This is a genomic window from Paenarthrobacter sp. 10L420 (assembly GCF_056395385.1).
Map to the genome: position 1 here is coordinate 14078 of NZ_JBFTJK010000008.1, position 17460 is coordinate 31537.

Below are 17460 nucleotides of genomic sequence, written 5' to 3' on the forward strand. Positions count from 1 at the left end.
ATGGGGCTGGGCGTTGAATGGGCACTGGACTGGCTGAAGCTCTCCGCGAAGGCCATGGCAGAACATCGAAGGGAACTGATCGAGCTGGACCGGCCAATTGGCGATTCGGACCACGGCGAGAACATGGACAGAGGATTCCAGGCGGTCCTGCAGAAGCTGGACGAGACGCCGCCGGAAACTGCGGGAGCTGCCCTTAAAGCGGCTGCGATGGCGCTGATGTCCAAGGTGGGCGGAGCTGCCGGGCCCCTTTACGGCACCGCATATCTTCGGGCGGCCACTTCCCTCGGTGATTCCACCGACATTGATGCAGAGGCGCTGGCTTCCGCGCTCGCCGCTGCCCGCGACGGCGTGGTGGCGCGCGGCAAAGCCGAGACCGGCGACAAGACCATGATCGACGCGTGGTCTCCGGCAGTTGAGGCAGCGCAGAACGCGGCGTCCGACGGCGGCGATGTGCTCGCCGTCCTGCAAGCTGCTGCCGAGGCGGCCGAAGTGGGGGCTGTGGCCACCGATCCGCTGGTGGCTCGGAAGGGCCGCGCGAGTTATCTCGGGGAGCGAAGCGCAGGGCATCGCGATCCAGGAGCGGCCTCCACGGCACTGCTCTTGCGCGCCGCGGCAGCAGCAGCGGCCGGCTCCGCAGGAAACACGGGAACCGACGCCGTATGACAGTTGGGATCGTGGTTGTCTCGCACAGCAGCAAGATCGCTGAAGGTGCAGTGGAACTCGCCGCACAGATGGCGCCCGACGTCGAACTCGTCGCCGCCGGGGGCACTGACGACGCACGGATTGGCACCAGCCTCGAGAAGGTGTTGGCCGCCGTCGAGCAGTCGCTGATTGATGCGGGAGGCGATGGCGTGGTGGTGCTGACGGATCTGGGCTCGGCAGTAATGACAGCTGAGTCTGCGATCGAATTCGCCAGTGATCCTGACGCCATACTGCTTGCCGATGCGCCTTTGGTTGAAGGGCTCGTGGCCGCGGCCGTTGCCGCCCAGGGCGGGGCTGGCGTCGAGGAGGTGCGTAAGGCTGCCGAAGCGGTTGGATTCCTGGCTTCGGCCCATACTCAGGCGCCAGTCGCTGCTGACGGGCCGGACGCTGCCGGCGATTTCGAGCTCATTAATCCCATGGGCATCCACGCGCGGCCTGCAGCCAAGATAGCCGGTGGACTCTCAGGCCTTGACGCTGAGGTGACAATCAACGACGTCGACGGGACGTCCATGATGGCGCTCATGACGCTCGCCGCCGGGCAGGGCGCAACCCTGCGCGTGGAGGCCCGTGGCAAGGACGCCGCAAGGGCCGTTCAATATGTCGGGCGGTTGGTGGGCGAGGGGTTCGGGGAGCTTTAAACAGGCGGCTTCGACAAGCAGCGCCACCCCAAATATTGCTAAGTACACTGATTAGTGATGTTGTAGAGGTACAGGTTCACTACAAGGAAGAGGTGCGACATGGGTGCTGACGACAAGATGGAGAACGCTGGCGAGAAGATCGCAGGCAAGGCTAAGGAAGCTGCCGGAAAGCTTACCGACAACGAGCGCCTTGAAGCCGAAGGCAAAGGCGAGCAGACAAAAGCCGACCTCAAGGGTGCTGGCGAAAAGGTAAAGGACGCTTTCAAGAACGACTAGGAATTCGGGCGGGGCCGTTGCGGTTGCAGCGGCCCCGCCTTCCTTTTGTGTTTGACAGGGCTTACCCCGCACGATCAGATGGAGGATTCTTTCGTGAATTTGCTGGTGAAATTGTTCGGCCTGGCAGTCAGCCTTGGAGCTGGCGTGCTGGCAAACAAGACGCTTGAAGGACTTTGGGAGAAAAAGACAGGAAAACCTGCCCCCAAGGACGGAACTGATCTGAACGATTCCTTGCCGGGAGTGCTCGTGTTCGCTGTGGTTTCTGCGGGTGTTGGCGCAGTGGTCCACGTTCTTACCCAAAGGGGCACTAAGAGTGCACTGGCCCGAATGAAGAAAACGGCAGACGAGGTTTAGCAAAAATGGCAATAGCCCGATACCCGAGTGTTGTTATTGATTGTCCGGATGCGCCCGCCCTTGCCGCCTTTTATGGCGAACTGCTGGGCTGGGACGTGAAGGGCGAAACCGATTGGTTCGAGATCCGCCCCGGCGATGGGAACAACTGCATTGCTTTCCAACAGGTCGAGTCGTATCACGCGCCTGAATGGCCGGGGCAAACAGTTCCTCAGCAAATGCACCTTGACCTGATGGTCGAGGACCTGGACAAGGGCGAGGAAGTGGCCCTTTCGCTGGGGGCACGCAAGGCTGAGCACCAGCCGGGGACCACCTTCAGGGTGTTCCTTGATCCGGCTGGCCACCCGTTCTGCCTGTGCCTTTCCTGATACGGCGCCTTTCTTAACCCTGATCTGCCGCCCACTCCTCAACGCGCCGGTTGCTTTCCTCTTCGGAGAGATCTTCCACGCGCGTCATGATGGACCAGCGGACGCCGAAGGGATCGCGGATGCTGGCGTATCGATCCCCTGAAACGAACGTGGTGAGTGGTTCACGGATGATGGCGCCCGCTTGTTCCGCTCGTTGGACAAGCGCGTCAGCGTCCGGGCAATAGAAGCCCAGGGAGTAGCAGTCGTCATCGCCGCCGGGCGCCGGGACCAGATGGTATTCCGGGTTGGGCTCGCCGAGCTGCAGGTGGCCGTTCCCGAGGTCGAGTTCGGCATGGACCACAACTCCGCCCATCTCGGTGGTGCCAACAACCCGTGCCCCGAAAACGTCCCGGTAGAACGCGATCGCATTTTTGGCATCGGGTATGGCGAGGAAGGGTGTCAGGCTGGTCAGGCCGTTGGGGACGCCGTGGGTGGTGTACTTGCCGTGGGCGGCCGTGGTTGACTCTGTGCTTGTACTATCTGTCATGTCCACGACGCTACGGGCAGGGCTGGCTGCGGCGCTTGGAAATTTGCGACAGACTTTGTGGGAGGTGGCACGTGGATAGTTCGTTCAAGGGCATTCTGTACCCGGCGCGGCTTCCCACGTTCAACCGTTTAGCGGCACCGGAGTCGGTCGCGCATCTTGTCCAATGGTTCTGGATTCCCGAATGGGACGTTGAGCCAGGCCGCACTTCCCGCCAGCACTTGATCGCCTACCCCGCGTCCAACCTCGTTGTGCAGTTGGATGACGTGGTCTTCGCGGGTCCCACAACCCGGGCCGCGTATCGCGACTTGAACGGCCGTGGCTGGGCAGTGGGAGCGCTGTTGCGCCCGGCGGCCGTCCCGGTGTTCACCGACGATCCGGGCAGCTTGCGCGATGCCGAGGTGGTGTTGCCTTTGGAGGACCTCCACGGTTCTGTCGCACGGGCCATGAATGCTGCTGCGCAGGCCATGCACGCGCCCGACGGCGGCTCCCGCCGTGAGCGGGCAGTGGACGCCTTTGCGTCGTGGCTGGATTCTTTGGACTACGTACCTTCCGAAGATGCCCTGCTGGCAAACCGGATGATGGACACTATTGCCTCCGATCCGGAGGTGGTCCGGATTGAGGACGTAGCGGCGCGCCTTGCTGTCTCGGGGCGGACGCTCCAGCGAATTGCGACGAAATACATAGGCCTCACCCCGTCAGTGCTGATCCGTCGCCGTCGCCTGCAGGACGCCGCCGAGAGGGCTCGTTTGGATCCCTCCTGTGATCTTGCGGACATCGCTGCCGAGCTAGGCTATGCAGATCACGCACACCTCACGAACGACTTCCAGAAGTACCTGGGGTTCACGCCGAGCACATACCGGCGTGCTGTTGGCAGTTAGCTGTCGGCCGATCCCGGCTCGCTTAAGTGCCGGTTGAACTGCGCTCCCGCGGCATCCGGCACGACGTTGCTGCCGAGCCCCATTATGCGGGATTTCAGGGAGCCGCCCAGCACATTTCCCTCGCCTTTCATCATTGCTTTGAAGCCCTGCTCGGCAACCTGCGCCGGATCGTCCTTCTCCGCCGTCCCTACCTTCGTGTCCATCAGCTTTGCCCGTTCAAAGAACGCCGTCTCCGTGGGGCCCGGGAGCAGGGTGGTGACAGTGACCCCTGCGTCCCGCAGTTCATTCCTCAGCGCTTGTCCAAAGGACTGCACGAACGCCTTTGATGCGCCGTAGACGGCCTGAAACGGTGCTGGCCCCCGGGCAATGACTGAGGAGGTGAACAGTATTCTTCCTTGACCGCGCCCCACCATGTCCGCCACCACCCATTTGGCGAGGGCGACTGTTGAGGTCACGCTCAGATCGATGATCCTGATTTCCTGGTCAAGGTCCGTCTCCGCAAAGGGCCCTCCTACGCCGATCCCCGCATTGAGGGCCACCGCGTCAAGTGGCCTTCCGAGGGCTGCAACTGCCGTGCGCAATTGCTCCACACCTTGCCTGTCGGCGAGATCGATTTGTTCCACTATTACGGCACCGCCGAGGTTTCCCAGGCGTTGGGCTGCTTCATGGATCCCGTCATTTTCCGCGACGATGATCGTGTCGAATCCATTGCTGAGGAACTGCCGCGCAAGCTCGTAGCCAATGCCGGTGGATGCACCTGTGACAAGGGCCAGCTGCCTCTCATTGGAGCTCATCGGTCATCTCGTTCCGGAGAAAGTCTATAACTGTCAGGCTACTTATTATTTTCGCATCCGGCACCGACAGGGACAAAGCTGCTGACTACGCAGAAACGGGCACCGAAGGTTCCGTCGCCGCTTTGCTGGCTTCCGGCGTCGTGGGTTCCGGGGTGGTGGTTTCCAGCGTCGTGATTTCCCCGCGGAAGGCGGCCAGCATCGCCTCGCGATCGAATTGCCCCTCCCACTTGGACACCACAAACGTGGCAACGCAGTTGCCGAGCAGGTTGACCACGACGCGCATGGAATCCATCAACCTGTCGGCTCCGAGGAGCAGTGCCACGCCCGCCACGGGGAAGATTCCCAAAGCCCCGGCAGTAGCGGAAAGGGCCAGGAAGGCCGAGCCGGGAACACCCGCCATGCCCTTGGAGGTCAACATCAGAATTCCGAGGGCAGCCAGCTGTTGGCCCAAGTCGAGGTTGTGTCCGAATGCCTGGGCGAGGAAAAGCAGTGAGATTGAAAGGTAGAGAGCAGCGCCGTCGAGGTTGAAAGAGTATCCCGTGGGAACCACCAGCCCAGTGGTTGCGCGGGAACATCCAGCGTTGCTCAGCTTGGTCATGATTCGCGGCAGTACTGATTCCGTGGATGCCGTGCCCAGTGCCAGGAGGAACTCTTCACGGGAGTACTTGATGAACTGCCACAGCGGGACGCGTGGGTAAACCCAGGCCACAATGAACAGCAAGCCGATAAAGACCAGTGCCGAGCCGTAGCATGCCGCCACCAGCAGGGCGTAGGTGCTCAACGAACTCAGCCCGTACTGGCCGATGATGAATGCCATTGCCCCGAAGGCGCCTACCGGGGCAACCCTCATCACCCAGGACATGATCTTGAAGAAGAGTTCCAGTGTGGTCTCCATGAGGTCGATGACGGGCTTGCACTTCTCCCGTCCCACCACCACGATGGCCGCCCCGAAGAAGACGGCGAAACAGAGGACCTGCAACAGCGTGTTGGATGCGAAGGCTCCAACCACGCTTGTGGGAATGATGCCCAGCAGGAACTGCCCTGCGTCCTTGGGCGGGGCCGTGGTGGTCTTGGCGTTGACGGCTTCCGCTGACAGGGAAGCGGGATCAATGTTCAACCCTGCTCCCGGCTGGACGATGTTGGCCACGAGCAGCCCGAACGCCAGCGCGAAAAGTGTGGCGGCGGTGAAGTAGACGAGGGCTTTGACTCCCACACGGCCAACGGACTTTACGTCACCCACGGCCGAGATGCCAGTGACGATGACCAGGAATATCAGCGGCGCGATGATCATCTTGATGAGTTGAATAAAGCCGTCGCCAAGCGGGCGAAGCGCAGACCCGATATCGGGCCAGAAGGAGCCGATGGCGACCCCCAGCACCACGGCCACCAGGATCTGGAAAAACAGGGATTTGTAGAGGGGCTTCTTTGCCGCTGGGCTCACAGCAACAGCAAGTGCGGGAGTCTTCAAGATGGCGCCTATCTGTGCGAGGCCGTGAAGGCTCACGGCCGGGGTCACAGATGACGCTATGAGGCGAGTGTTTCGGAAGTGCTAATTCCAATGCCCGATTGTGTTTAATATCGGAACTGAGTTTCCATGATGCGGAAACTCTAGTGAAGTTGAAGTGGCTGGCAGCCTTCCGCGAGCACCTCCGCTGGCTTTGGCGTCGGTTTATAGCGCGCATCAAGAAACAACCTGTAGGAAACGACGCCGGAACTCGCGGACCCGGGGGAGCAGCGGCATCGGTAAACGTGGGGCATCCACGGGCTGGGCAGGAGCGCTCGAAGCCAAGCGTCGCACTCGGCCAACGAAAGCGGGGCCTGTATTCCGCTGTCCTTGCGATGTGCAGCAATGGATACGGTGACACATGTTCCTTGTGGAGTTGGCCCAGCGGCGAACCATCCCCATTCCACGGTCTCCACGACGATCGTCACGTTGATGTTCTCGTCTTCGAATGAAGAGGCGGGGCTCATTCGATAATGGCGTCGGCCGTTGTGGCATGACCCGCGCTGTGAAGACCCGATTAGTGCCTCGCGAAGGTCGTTCAATTCGCTGCCATGTTTATTGCGGATCCCCGCGGTGAGGTCCATGGTTCCCGCAGTTGCGTTCGGTGCAGGTGCGTCGACGGCAGGACGGATGGATGCCGTAACCGAAAACGTGTCACGGATGGGCTGCTCGGACCGGTGCACAACACCCCCAGGATTCGATCATCAGGCAGGTCAGATGAGAATACCCGTCAAAAAATCAAATCGCTAGAGGAATCGTGCGGTTACCCCTGCCTCAGCCCCTTCGAGTCGAGCACCACATTGGCGGTGATGAAACGGCCGCACTGCTCACCAAACGGGTAGTCTGCCTTGGGCGTGAACGTCAGCGTCCGCACAGGCAATGCGGTTCCGGATGGAGAGGTGCCGGATACGGTCGCTTCAAGCGGACTTTCTGAGAGGGTGGGCAGTCCCAGGAAGCCGGTCATGGTGCCATCGGGCGAGGACGTTGCGGAGCACACGCCTTCAGGGGAGCACCCCTGGTCCACGGCGATGGAGCCTGGGTTCAAAACCACATTCGCTTCGGTGCAGGTCCCGTCCTGGCACGCCTTCATCCGCAATGAAGCAACTGTGTCCACGTAGTCGGCAGCGACCGTGATCGATACGCCAGACGCCTGCGCGATCGCCGGGCAAGGTACCGGCTCAGCGAAGCAGCTGGGAAGAAGTGCAGAGGTACCCATTAGCGTAAATGCCAAACCAATCTTGCCCATGCTTCAGGGTAGGACTGGACCCAGCAGGAGGCGCCGCAACAAAGGGAATCGGCACCCCATCGTTACGGCTCACCCTGACCTGTTGCCGAACCGACACCGCGCGTCATCGCGGCTTAGGCCGGAAGCCGCAAACCGCCGTCGTGGATTTCCGCCAACCCATCACTGACCAGGCCGTCGAGGGCCCGTTCCAGTTGCTCGGGCGCTGAGTTGAGCCTGTGAAGTGCTGCCAGCGGAATCCCGACGCCCGACGGCGCGAACCCGAGGTCCGCCGGCGCCTGTTCGAACATCTCGCGCGGAATCGGGATGGCAGCTTCGCGGAGGACGGCCATCACGGCTCCCCGGACTTGCCGGTCCGTGCCATGCCAGGGTTGGCCCTTTGGCGTGTACGACGGCGGTGGCTCACCTGCCGCGAGCCAGGCGCAGCTTGAGCGCACGGGACACTCGGTGCACTTGGGGGTGCGGGCAGTGCACAGCACGGCGCCCAGTTCCATGACGGACGCGTTCCAGCGCACGGACAGCGGCCGTTCTTCGGGCAGCAGAGTGTCGGCCAAGCGCATCTCGGCCGCGGTGAGCGCCGGAGCGGGCAGGGCGTGCCCGGAGATGAGGCGCGCATGGACGCGACGGATGTTGGTGTCCACCACTGTTTCGCGGCGACCAAAAGCAAAGGCGGCGACGGCGGCGGCCGTGTAATTGCCGACGCCCGGCAGGGTCAGGAGCCCGGGATAGGTATCCGGAACGTCTCCATTGTGCTCGTCGCGGATGGCGACGGCGGCTGCGTGTAGTCGCAGGGCCCTGCGGGGATAGCCGAGCCGGCCCCAGTGACGAACAGCCTCACCGGAGGGCTCATCGGCAAGGTGTCCGGGGGTTGGCCAGCGTTCCATCCAGTCCCGCCAAACGGGGAGAACGCGGACCACAGGAGTTTGTTGGAGCATGACTTCGCTGACCAGAATGCCCCAAGGGCTGCAATCAGGCTCGCGCCACGGAAGGTCCCTGGCGGTCTCGGCGAACCACTGATCCAAGGACTGATGGAGTCCGGCGAGTTGGTCGGAACCGGGAAGTGCCATGCGTCAGATCTCCCGGACTGTTGAAGTTTAGGCTGGCGCTGGAGCGCCGGAATTCTGCCCTCTACTGTAGTGGAAACCAGGACGACGACGCTTCTGCGGTGCACGTCACACTGAGCGGGTTTGCCGTCCGGCGGCGTGGTGGTGGCCTGCTGCGGAGTGGGCCCGCCTAGCCTAGAAACATGGCCAATCAGGGTAGGAACCAGTCTTCCGCGCGCACATCAGCGCCGGCGAAGGGTTCTGCCCGTAATTCAGGCGGTCCCGGCCGCCCTGGCTCCCCAGCGCAGAAGCGACGTCCGAGCGCCGCCGTTTACCGCCGTCGTCGGCAGTTTGTCTTCGGTGCGCTACTGGTTGTGATCGCCCTCCTGGTGGCTGGAGCCATAGCAATCAGCGGTGCGCTTGCAAGTAAGTCCGGGCCGCAGGCGGTCAACACGGCGGAGCCCTCCCAGATGCCTACTCAAGGGAATGCGCCCACAGCAGGCACTGCCTCCCCGTCCGCAACGCCCACACCTGTATGCGATCTGAGCCTGGTAACAGTGGCTGCTGCTACGGACAAGCCAGCCTACGGGACTGAGGAAATGCCACTGCTCACCATGACCATTACCAACGGCGGGACGACGCCGTGTGACGTCAACGTGGGCACATCGCAAATGGAGTACGTGGTGATGAGCGGCTCGGACCGGATCTTTTCCTCCAAGGATTGTCAGGCCGGAAGTGAAGACCTGGTCAAGACCATCCAGCCGGGCAAGAGCGAAACCGCCAATTTCCCCTGGCAACGCAACCGGACTCTTGAAGGCTGCGCCGCGATCAACGCAAAACCCGGCGCCGGGGGCGCCTACTACACGTTCGAGGCCCGCTTGGGGAACAAGTCCAGCACCAAGGCCGTCTTCCAGCTGAACTAACCTTCGGCGGACGGTGATTTGATGAGTGTCCGACGGCGGCACACGGCTTTAGAGGAACCTGTCCAGCAAGCTTGCTTCGGCCATGCGGCTCAAACCTTCACGGACCGTGCGTGCGCGCTGGTCGCCGATGCCATCCACAGTCATGAGGTCATCGATGGTGGCTGCCATGAGGTTCTGCAAACCGCCGAAGTAGTCCACCAGGCGATCGGCAACGGCCTTCGGAACGGACTTGAGGCCGGACAGGAGGCGGTAGCCGCGCGGCTGGACCACTGCGTCCAACTGTTCCACACCGCCGGCGAAGCCGATGATGTGCGCGATGCGGCTGAGGTCGATCAATTCGGTGGGGCCGAGGTTGAGGAGCGCCTGGACGGCTTCATCGATATCCTCCGGGGTGGCATCCGGGTCCGAGTAGTCGCGGATGATGACGTCGCTGCCCGGGCCGCGGCCCATGGTCAGTTCCTCCACTTGCAGTGATAGCAAGCGGCCATCCTCGCCGAGCTCCAGGACGTATTGTGCGATCTCCTCGGAGATGCGGCGGACCATCTCCTGGCGTTGCAAGGTGACAGCCACATCCCTGACGGTGACCAGCGCTTCAATCTCAAGGGCTGAAAGGGAGCTGGTGACCTGGTCCAGCCTGGCGCTGTACCGCTCCAGCGTTGCGAGGGCCTGGTTGGCGCGGGCCAGGACTTTCTCAGAACCCTCCAAAACGTGGCGCAGGCCATTCACGTACAAAGCGATGATCTGCATGGACTGGCTGACAGAGATAACGGGGACGCCCGTCTGGATGGCAACGCGCTCGGCTGTGCGGTGCCGGGTCCCGGATTCCTGGGTTTCAATGCTGGAATCCGGAACGAGCTGCACTGCGGCACGGACGATGTTGCTGGCGTCCTTGTCGCAGATGATGGCGCCGTCCATCTTGGCCAGTTCACGCAGGCGCGTGGGCGAGAAGTCGATTCCGATATCGAATCCGCCCGAACAGATGGAGTCGATGGTGCGGTCATAGCCCAGCACAATCAAGGCGCCGGTGCGTCCACGGAGGATGCGCTCCAAGCCGTCCCGCAAGGGAGTTCCGGGTGCGACTCTGGCCAGAGTCGCCTTGAGCGACTCTTCCGGGCTCCGGGCCATAGGGTTTCCCTTCGAAGGTGCAAGCCATGGCTCACAGACAAGCTGAATCCGGCATCCGCGGGCGCTTCGAAAAATGCCCTGATGACGACTAGCACCATGATATGGCTTCCGGACACCGTTAACCGCACCAGCAAGCCCCAAAGTGGGTCATTTCGTTACGTACGGAGACGGTCGGAAGGTGCCCTTTCGGGCGTTCTTGGCAACGCCTGTTTGGGGCTTTTGCGTGGTTGACATGGGCCGATATAACAAATTGGTGTAGATATTCTAGTAATCCACCTGCCGCTTCAACTTATTACCGAGCCACAGCATCGCCAGGCTCACCAAAAGGAAGCCAGCGGAAATCGCAAGGGCAAAGACAACTACGCCACCCCACCCTCCTGCCCTGTTGGGGTCGATGAACCAGTACGGGTACCAGTTCACCAAGGCACCCCGGATCAGGCTGTAGACGAGGTAACCGATGGGATAAAGCAGCCAGTACCAGATGTGGCGGGTGGTCAGCGTTGCCCGTGGCGGCTGGAAGAGCCAATCCACCACCATGACCACAGGGATCAGGTAGTGGACCACGAAGTTGACCCACGGAAGAAGTGAGCCCAGGTCCTCGCCGGCAAGCAAAGCTCCGAATACCAGTCCAACCACGGCCATGGCGATGGTCGCCGTGCCGCGGGTGGCGTCGTCGATCTCGCTGGGTTGTTTGCGGATGAGGACCCTGTAGCCGCTGATGAGCAGCACCAGGGCCGCGAAGATGTTGGAAAGGTTGGTGAAGTAGCTGAAGAAGTTCCAGACGTCATAGCCCATGCCCAAATGAACCGTCAGCTGCGTTCCCACCGCCACCAAGGTCAAAAGGCCAAAGAAAAAGCGTCCCCCAATAAGCACAGTTCTTTTGGTCATGGCCCAATCCTTGCCGAAACGCAGCCCGGCGATGCCCCGACACCCCGCGAGGACGGCCTTTGTGCGCTACGTGATCAGCAGCTCCAACGCCTCGGCCAGATGCCCCACTTCCCGCACAGAGAAGCCCTCCGGGATAACGCCGGCACCCGCCGGGCTGGCAGGAACAATGGCGTGCGTGAAACCGAGGCGGTGTGCCTCCTGGATGCGTTGGTTGATTCCGGGCACAGGCCGGACCTCGCCTGCCAGCCCAACTTCACCGAAGGCAATGAGCCGTTGGGGGAGTGCCTTGCGGGATTTGGCTGACGCGACGGCCAACGCCACGGCGAGGTCGGTGGCCGGTTCCGTCAGCTTTACACCGCCAACAGTGGCCACGTAGGAGTCGTCCTTGTGCAGCATGCATCCGGCGCGCTGCTGAAGCACAGCGAGCAACATGGCAACTCTGGAGCTCTCCAGCCCGCTGGTAGCCCGCCGGGGTTGGGCATTGGCACTCTCGGCGAGCAGCGACTGGACCTCCGCGAGCAACGGGCGGCGGCCCTCCATGGTCACCGTGATGCAGGTGCCTGAGACAGGTTCACGGGTCCGCGAAACGAACAGCCCGCTGGGATCGGCCAACCCTTCGATGCCGGCCTCATTGAGATCAAAGCATCCGACGTCGTCGGTAGCCCCGTAGCGGTTTTTCACAGCCCGGAGCAGCCTTAGCCGAGAATGGCGCTCGCCTTCGAACTGGCACACGACGTCCACCAGGTGTTCCAGCAAGCGCGGTCCTGCAATCGTTCCTTCTTTGGTTACGTGGCCCACCAGCAACGTGGTCATGTTCCGCCGTTTGGCCGCGGAGATGATTGATGCAGCTACTTCCCGCACCTGGGAGACTCCACCCGCGCTGCCCTCGACGTCGGCACTGCTGAGCGTCTGCACAGAGTCCACGATCAGCAGCTTCGGCTCAAGCTTCTCCACCTGGCCCAGCGCCTGTCCAAGATCGGTCTCGGCGGACAGATACAACGTATGCGCGACAGCATCGATCCGCTCCGCGCGCAGCTTCACCTGGGCTGCGGATTCCTCGCCCGTGATGTACAGGACGTCCTGCCCGGTGCGGGCAAATTTCGCGGCAACGTCCAGCAGCAATGTGGACTTCCCGACGCCGGGTTCCCCCGCCAACAAGATGACGGCACCGGGGACGAGCCCCCCACCAAGGACGCGGTCCAGCTCGTCCACACCCGTGGGCAAGAACGCCGCCGTTGTCCCATCCACCTCAGCGATACGGCGGGCGGGCTCCAAAACGGTAGTGGCCGCCGTCGTACGCGCAACCGTGGCGCCGTACTCTTCAACGGTTCCCCACGCCTGGCACTCACCGCAGCGGCCCACCCACTTGATGGCCGTCCACCCGCATTCGGCGCATTTGTAAGCGGGTGTCTTGGATGCGCGGGAGGTCTTGGAAGCCATGGGTTCAAGGTTAGTCGGGGGGACTGACAGTATTAGCCTCGCGGACCCTAAAGAGCCGGCAGCACGTCCCGGGCCTCGTCGGATTCCAGTCCGCTCGCCTCCAAAAGGTCCACCATGAGCGGCCGGAACAGCATCACCACGGTTTCGCCCTCAAGCTTCTGGACGTCGAGCATCTTGGGGTGCAGGCGCGAGGCGATGTCGGTCAGCTCATTGCGGGCGTGACGCAGATGGACACGACGGGTTCCCTCGCTCTGCTCCGCCAAGCCAATGGTCATTTCATCGATCGCGGCGGCAGTTTCCTGCAGGACCTCGGAGATGCTTTCAATGGCTTCGTCGGATAACGCGGCATGGTTGATGGCGCTGGTGAGCCTGCGGGCAAAAACGCGGCTGTTACGGAGTGCAAGGTCGATGTATTCCAGCGAATGCTCCAAACTGGCAAGCTCGTCGCGGTGCCTGCGGTGGGCCGGAGCCAGAGTCGCGACCTCGCCCGAGGCCCGCAGCGTCTGCCGCATCCTGTCCACCAGTGGTTGGCAGTTACGGCCGCGAATCAGTGCGTGCCAAGCGATGGTGGAGTCGCTTTCGACCATGGCCTTGGCACACTCCCGCAGCACTTCGGCAAGTTCGTGCAGGATCTTCTGGACATCCTTCCGCGGCTCCCGGCGCGGATCCTTCGGCACCAAAATAGTCACCAGCAGGGCGAACACGCCGCCCACCACTGCATCCAGGCTCCGCGTGAACGGCCCGCCGGCCGGCGCTGGCAGCAGCACCACCAGCAGCGACTGGAGCCCCAGTTGGGTGGTGAAAATGGTCCCGCTGTCCAGGAACCTTGCCAGCAGGATAGAGAAAAGAAGCACGACGGCGGCCTGCAGGATCCCAGCGCCCAGCCAGTGGAGCAGGAGGTCACCCACCACGATGCCGAGTGTGCAGCCCAGTCCAACCTCAATAACACGACGCAGGCGCGGATCACGTGAGAAGCCGAGTGCAATCAACGAAGAAGTGGCCGCGAACAATGGCCCTTGGTGGCCCAGGACGTATTCCGCGAAAGCGTAGGCACCCACGGCACACACGGTCATTTGAACGGCCGGAGTCAGGGAGTTTCGGCTACGGACCAAGCCCGTCCGGACTCTGGCACGCAGGAACCTCTTGCTTGCAGAAAATCCCTTCGCGGCAGCCATGTCCTCCAGTCTATTTGCCGAACCCCGGCATCCATGACGAGTAGGACGCCGGGCACGGTCCCACTCAAGGTGGCGCGCGCCACATAACCCAATGGTCCGCCGTCGTTCACTTTGCGTTCACCTTCCACGTCAGATCCCGTTACCTGCGCTCCATACCTTCAGTAAAGGAACAAAAGGTCCTCAGCTCGCGCACGCCGAAATCTCCGTCGGCCCGCATCGAAGAATCCCTGGAAGGGGCACATCCAAGTGAAGGCAACTCACTTCGGCCGCAACGCGGCAATCGCGGTCATCGCAGCCGGCGCACTCGCGCTCACTGCTTGCGGTTCAGACAACGCAACGAACACCCCGGCCAGCACTCAGTTGGCAGCCGGCATGAAGGTGACCGGCACGTTGACCGGCGTTGGCTCATCTGCGCAGGGCGCAGCAATGGACGCCTGGAAGTCCGGCTTCGCCGCCGCAAACCAAGGCGCAACCGTGCAGTACTCCCCGGACGGTTCCGGAGCAGGCCGCAAGGCCATCATCGATGGCTCGGCACAGTTCGCCGGCTCGGACGCCTACCTGAAGGACGAGGAGCTCGCGAGCTCCAAGGCAAAGTGCGGCCCCGAAGGCGCCATTAACATTCCGGTGTACACCTCCCCGATCGCCGTGGCCTTCAACGTTCCCGGCGTCATGGACCTGAAGCTCGACGCCGCTACGGTCGCCAAAATCTTCCGCGGTGAAATCGCTAACTGGAACGACCCCGCAATCGCGGCCCTGAACGCTGGCGTTACCCTGCCGGACCTCAAGGTCACCCCCGTGAACCGCTCTGACGATTCCGGAACCACCACCAACTTCACCGATTACCTCGCAGCTGCTGCTCCCGAGGTCTGGACGGACAAGGCTGCAGGCATCTGGCCGGCCACCCTGAAGGGCGAGAACGCCAAGGGCACCTCCGGCGTCGTCAAGACCGTCACCGACACCCCGGGCGCCGTGACCTATGCCGATGACTCCGCTGTTTCCGGCAAGCTGGGCACCGCCTCCATCAAGGTCGGCGAGGAATTCGTCAAGATCTCCGCTGACGCCGCTTCCAAGGCTGTCGAAGCAGGCAAGCCCGTTGAAGGCCGCGCCACCAATGACGTCGCCATCAAGCTGGACCGCAAGACCACTGTCTCCGGCGCCTACCCCGTGGTGCTCGTTTCGTACCACGTCGTTTGCACCACGTACGAGACCAAGGCAGTTGCTGACCTGGTCAAGGCCTTCGAAAGCTACGTAGTTTCCGACGAAGGCCAGAAGACCGCCGCTGACGCTGCCAAGTCCGCACCGCTTTCCAAGTCGCTGCAGGACAAGGCCAAGGCCGCCATCGAAACCATCAAGGCCAAGGCCTAAGGTTTCCGGCGGGTTTGACTGAACCCGGCTAAACACTGAAGTTCCCTGTCCCGCGCGGAGTGGCTGAAGCCGTTCGCGCGGGATTGGGAACTTAGCCATGTAAGACCAGTTCACTCCAGACTGAAGGATCGTGAAGTGACCACCAACTCCCTGACAACCTCCCAGGGCGCCGGACGCGCCGGGGACAAGGTTTTCTCCGGGGCCGCCATGGCCGCAGGGTGCCTGATTCTCGCGGTTCTCTTCGGAGTCGCCCTGTTCCTTGTGGTGCAGGCAATCCCTGCACTCGTCGCCCCGCCTGCGGACATCCAGGGCGGCAACGGCTTCTTCGCCTATATCGGTCCGATCGTGGTGGGCACACTCATCGCCGCCGTGATCGCGCTCGTCATCGCAACCCCCGTGGCAATCGGGGTAGCCCTGTTCATCTCGCATTACGCCCCGCGCCGGCTGGCTTCGGGGCTTGGGTACGTTGTGGACCTGCTGGCCGCCATCCCCTCCGTTGTCTACGGTGCCTGGGGCGCGGCGTTCCTGGCCAAGGAAATCTCCCCGGCCTACGACTGGCTCGCCAACAACCTGGGCTGGATCCCGATCTTCCAGGGCCCGGCATCCGCCACCGGCAAGACCATCCTGACCGCCGGCATCGTCCTGTCCGTCATGGTCCTGCCCATCATTACCTCCCTGTCCCGTGAAATCTTCCTGCAGACCCCCAAGCTGCACGAGGAAGCAGCGCTCGCATTGGGAGCCACCCGCTGGGAAATGATCCGTATGGCCGTTCTTCCGTTTGGCCGTCCGGGCGTCGTAAGCGCCATCATGCTTGGCCTGGGCCGTGCGCTTGGCGAGACCATGGCAGTTGCCCTGGTGCTGTCCTCCGGAGTCTTGACTGCAAGCCTCATCCAGTCCGGCAACCAGACCATCGCCGCCGAAATCGCGCTGAACTTCCCGGAAGCCAGCGGGCTCAAGGTCAATACGTTGATCGCCGCAGGCCTGGTCTTGTTCGTCATCACCCTTGGCGTGAACATGATTGCCCGCTGGATCATCACCAAGCACAAAGAATTCTCGGGAGCCAACTAAATGACCGCCACCGTAGTCCGCAAGCGCTCGGCGCTCACCAAGGGCCAGCTGCCCAAGTTCGCTCCTTACATCGTCCTGGCCGTCGCCCTGATCGTGGGCGCAGCCATCCTGGCCCTCATCGGTTTCAACGCCTTCGGATGGGGCCTGGTCTCCGCGATCCTGTTCACCATCGGCTTGGTCACCTGGAGCGCCGCCGTTGAAGGTGCCCGCAAGGCCAAGGACAAGCTGGCAACGTGCTTGATCGTCGGGGCCTTCCTGATTGCCCTCTTGCCGCTGATCTCCGTCATCTGGACCGTGCTGATCAACGGCATTCCCGGCCTGGTAACCCCCGGATTCCTTGGTACGTCCATGAACGGCGTCACCGGTGCCTTCGACAACAAGGCAGCGGAGGAAGGCGGCAAGGTTCTCGGCGGCATTTACCACGCGCTGTTGGGCACTCTCCAGATCACGCTCCTGGCCACAGTCATCTCTGTGCCAGTGGGTCTGCTCACGGCAATCTACCTGGTGGAATACGGCAACGACCGTCCCTTGGCCCGTGCCATCACGTTCTTCGTGGATGTCATGACCGGCATCCCCTCCATCGTGGCCGGCCTCTTCGCGGCAGCGTTCTTCTTCGCGGTTGTTGGCCCGGGCACCAAGACCGGCGCGGTAGCCGCCGTCGCGCTTTCCGTCCTGATGATCCCTGTAGTGGTCCGCTCCAGCGAGGAAATGCTGAAGATCGTCCCGAACGAGCTTCGCGAGGCGTCGTACGCGCTAGGAGTGCGTAAATGGCGCACCATCACCAAAGTGGTCATCCCGACGGCGATCTCCGGCATCGCGTCCGGCGTCACCCTGGCGATCGCTCGGGTTATCGGCGAGACCGCTCCGATCCTGGTCACCGCAGGCTTCGCCACAACCATCAACAACAATGTGTTTGGCGGTTGGATGGCCTCGCTGCCCACGTTCATCTACACCCAGATCCTGAACCCGACGTCGCCGTCCAACCCGGGTCCCTCAGACCAGCGGGCATGGGGCGCCGCGTTGGTGTTGATCATCCTGGTGATGCTCCTGAACCTCGGAGCCCGCCTCATTGCCCGTCTGTTCGCACCGAAGACGGGTCGGTAGCCTCTTCTTAGGCGCCGCTTCAAACTTCCAGAAACCCCCAAGGAATAAG

General features: G+C 62.4%; 19 protein-coding genes. 10 read left to right on the forward strand and 9 right to left on the reverse strand.

Translation table 11 applies throughout. The annotated features are described in order from the left end of the window. The 5 genes from dhaL (at position 1) to AC1DD5_RS13365 (ending at position 2335) form a co-directional block, all read left to right on the forward strand. Positions 1-663: a dihydroxyacetone kinase subunit DhaL gene (gene dhaL / locus AC1DD5_RS13345; protein ID WP_442006620.1), complete on the forward strand. Its 663-nt coding sequence runs from the start codon at positions 1-3 to the stop codon at positions 661-663. Further along, positions 660-1340, forward strand: a complete 681-nt coding sequence (gene dhaM, locus AC1DD5_RS13350) for a dihydroxyacetone kinase phosphoryl donor subunit DhaM (RefSeq protein WP_442006619.1) — start codon at positions 660-662, stop codon at positions 1338-1340. Before dhaL ends, dhaM begins: the two co-directional genes overlap by 4 nt. Positions 1341-1439: 99 nt before the next feature. After that, positions 1440-1616: a CsbD family protein gene (locus AC1DD5_RS13355; RefSeq protein ID WP_442006618.1), complete on the forward strand. Its 177-nt coding sequence runs from the start codon at positions 1440-1442 to the stop codon at positions 1614-1616. A gap of 93 nt (positions 1617-1709) precedes the next feature. Then, complete coding sequence (locus AC1DD5_RS13360) at positions 1710-1970, forward strand: DUF4235 domain-containing protein (protein ID WP_223947533.1); 261 nt, start codon at positions 1710-1712, stop codon at positions 1968-1970. A 5-nt stretch (positions 1971-1975) separates the two neighbouring features. Further along, positions 1976-2335 (forward strand): VOC family protein, encoded by a 360-nt coding sequence (locus tag AC1DD5_RS13365; RefSeq protein ID WP_442016205.1) that lies wholly within the window; start codon positions 1976-1978, stop codon positions 2333-2335. 13 nt (positions 2336-2348) lie between these two features. Here the strand turns inward: AC1DD5_RS13365 and AC1DD5_RS13370 are convergent, their stop codons facing one another. Then, a complete protein-coding gene (locus AC1DD5_RS13370) occupies positions 2349-2861 on the reverse strand; it encodes a VOC family protein (RefSeq protein ID WP_442006616.1) in 513 nt (170 codons plus the stop codon). Between the two features lie 71 nt (positions 2862-2932). Here AC1DD5_RS13370 and AC1DD5_RS13375 point away from each other — a divergent pair, with 71 nt between their 5' ends. Continuing rightward, positions 2933-3739 (forward strand): AraC family transcriptional regulator, encoded by an 807-nt coding sequence (locus tag AC1DD5_RS13375; protein WP_442006615.1) that lies wholly within the window; start codon positions 2933-2935, stop codon positions 3737-3739. Here the strand turns inward: AC1DD5_RS13375 and AC1DD5_RS13380 are convergent. The 4 genes from AC1DD5_RS13380 to AC1DD5_RS13395 all read right to left on the reverse strand — a co-directional run bounded on the left by AC1DD5_RS13380 (position 3736) and on the right by AC1DD5_RS13395 (position 8347). After that, the gene (locus AC1DD5_RS13380; protein ID WP_442006614.1) at positions 3736-4533 is read right to left on the reverse strand and encodes an SDR family NAD(P)-dependent oxidoreductase; all 798 of its coding nucleotides are present in this window, start codon (positions 4531-4533) and stop codon (positions 3736-3738) included. The genes AC1DD5_RS13375 and AC1DD5_RS13380 overlap by 4 nt on opposite strands. Before the next feature lie 85 nt (positions 4534-4618). After that, positions 4619-6001, reverse strand: coding sequence for a cation:dicarboxylate symporter family transporter (locus AC1DD5_RS13385; RefSeq protein WP_477521740.1), 1383 nt, complete (start codon positions 5999-6001; stop codon positions 4619-4621). Between the two features lie 799 nt (positions 6002-6800). Then, on the reverse strand, positions 6801-7283 hold the full coding sequence (locus AC1DD5_RS13390; protein ID WP_477521741.1) for a hypothetical protein: 483 nt from the start codon (positions 7281-7283) through the stop codon (positions 6801-6803). Between the two features lie 113 nt (positions 7284-7396). Then, entirely contained in the window at positions 7397-8347 is a 951-nt protein-coding gene (locus tag AC1DD5_RS13395; protein ID WP_477521742.1) for an HhH-GPD family protein, read from the reverse strand. 179 nt (positions 8348-8526) lie between these two features. Here AC1DD5_RS13395 and AC1DD5_RS13400 point away from each other — a divergent pair, with 179 nt between their 5' ends. Next, complete coding sequence (locus AC1DD5_RS13400; protein WP_477521743.1) at positions 8527-9246, forward strand: hypothetical protein; 720 nt, start codon at positions 8527-8529, stop codon at positions 9244-9246. Between the two features lie 48 nt (positions 9247-9294). Here the strand turns inward: AC1DD5_RS13400 and disA are convergent, their stop codons facing one another. From disA to AC1DD5_RS13420, 4 genes are all read right to left on the reverse strand, one after another. Beyond that, complete coding sequence (gene disA / locus AC1DD5_RS13405; RefSeq protein WP_442006609.1) at positions 9295-10371, reverse strand: DNA integrity scanning diadenylate cyclase DisA; 1077 nt, start codon at positions 10369-10371, stop codon at positions 9295-9297. Positions 10372-10635: 264 nt separating this feature from the next. Further along, entirely contained in the window at positions 10636-11259 is a 624-nt protein-coding gene (locus tag AC1DD5_RS13410) for a Pr6Pr family membrane protein (protein ID WP_477517844.1), read from the reverse strand. A 66-nt stretch (positions 11260-11325) separates the two neighbouring features. Continuing rightward, the gene (gene radA / locus AC1DD5_RS13415; RefSeq protein WP_442006607.1) at positions 11326-12699 is read right to left on the reverse strand and encodes a DNA repair protein RadA; all 1374 of its coding nucleotides are present in this window, start codon (positions 12697-12699) and stop codon (positions 11326-11328) included. A gap of 47 nt (positions 12700-12746) precedes the next feature. After that, positions 12747-13874, reverse strand: a complete 1128-nt coding sequence (locus AC1DD5_RS13420; protein ID WP_477521744.1) for an FUSC family protein — start codon at positions 13872-13874, stop codon at positions 12747-12749. A gap of 246 nt (positions 13875-14120) precedes the next feature. Between AC1DD5_RS13420 and pstS the strand changes: the two genes are divergently transcribed. The 3 genes from pstS to pstA all read left to right on the forward strand — a co-directional run bounded on the left by pstS (position 14121) and on the right by pstA (position 17411). After that, positions 14121-15239 carry a phosphate ABC transporter substrate-binding protein PstS gene (gene pstS, locus AC1DD5_RS13425; RefSeq protein WP_477521745.1) on the forward strand — a complete coding sequence of 373 codons (1119 nt, stop codon included), beginning with the start codon at positions 14121-14123 and terminating at the stop codon, positions 15237-15239. Positions 15240-15374: 135 nt separating this feature from the next. Continuing rightward, positions 15375-16307, forward strand: coding sequence for a phosphate ABC transporter permease subunit PstC (gene pstC, locus AC1DD5_RS13430; protein ID WP_477521746.1), 933 nt, complete (start codon positions 15375-15377; stop codon positions 16305-16307). Then, positions 16308-17411, forward strand: coding sequence for a phosphate ABC transporter permease PstA (pstA, locus tag AC1DD5_RS13435; RefSeq protein WP_477521747.1), 1104 nt, complete (start codon positions 16308-16310; stop codon positions 17409-17411). Positions 17412-17460: the final 49 nt, after the last annotated feature.

Bases quoted from the DNA above. Each gene is read 5' to 3' on its own strand.
- dhaM (WP_442006619.1), top strand. From the start codon at position 660: ATGACAGTTGGGATCGTGGTTGTCTCGCACAGCAGCAAGATCGCTGAA.
- AC1DD5_RS13380 (WP_442006614.1), bottom strand. From the start codon at position 4,533: ATGAGCTCCAATGAGAGGCAGCTGGCCCTTGTCACAGGTGCATCCACC.
- AC1DD5_RS13410 (WP_477517844.1), bottom strand. From the start codon at position 11,259: ATGACCAAAAGAACTGTGCTTATTGGGGGACGCTTTTTCTTTGGCCTT.
- AC1DD5_RS13365 (WP_442016205.1), top strand. From the start codon at position 1,976: ATGGCAATAGCCCGATACCCGAGTGTTGTTATTGATTGTCCGGATGCG.
- AC1DD5_RS13400 (WP_477521743.1), top strand. From the start codon at position 8,527: ATGGCCAATCAGGGTAGGAACCAGTCTTCCGCGCGCACATCAGCGCCG.
- radA (WP_442006607.1), bottom strand. From the start codon at position 12,699: ATGGCTTCCAAGACCTCCCGCGCATCCAAGACACCCGCTTACAAATGC.
- pstA (WP_477521747.1), top strand. From the start codon at position 16,308: ATGACCGCCACCGTAGTCCGCAAGCGCTCGGCGCTCACCAAGGGCCAG.
- AC1DD5_RS13370 (WP_442006616.1), bottom strand. From the start codon at position 2,861: ATGACAGATAGTACAAGCACAGAGTCAACCACGGCCGCCCACGGCAAG.
- AC1DD5_RS13355 (WP_442006618.1), top strand. From the start codon at position 1,440: ATGGGTGCTGACGACAAGATGGAGAACGCTGGCGAGAAGATCGCAGGC.
- AC1DD5_RS13420 (WP_477521744.1), bottom strand. From the start codon at position 13,874: ATGGCTGCCGCGAAGGGATTTTCTGCAAGCAAGAGGTTCCTGCGTGCC.
- dhaL (WP_442006620.1), top strand. From the start codon at position 1: ATGGGGCTGGGCGTTGAATGGGCACTGGACTGGCTGAAGCTCTCCGCG.
- AC1DD5_RS13395 (WP_477521742.1), bottom strand. From the start codon at position 8,347: ATGGCACTTCCCGGTTCCGACCAACTCGCCGGACTCCATCAGTCCTTG.
- disA (WP_442006609.1), bottom strand. From the start codon at position 10,371: ATGGCCCGGAGCCCGGAAGAGTCGCTCAAGGCGACTCTGGCCAGAGTC.
- AC1DD5_RS13390 (WP_477521741.1), bottom strand. From the start codon at position 7,283: ATGGGCAAGATTGGTTTGGCATTTACGCTAATGGGTACCTCTGCACTT.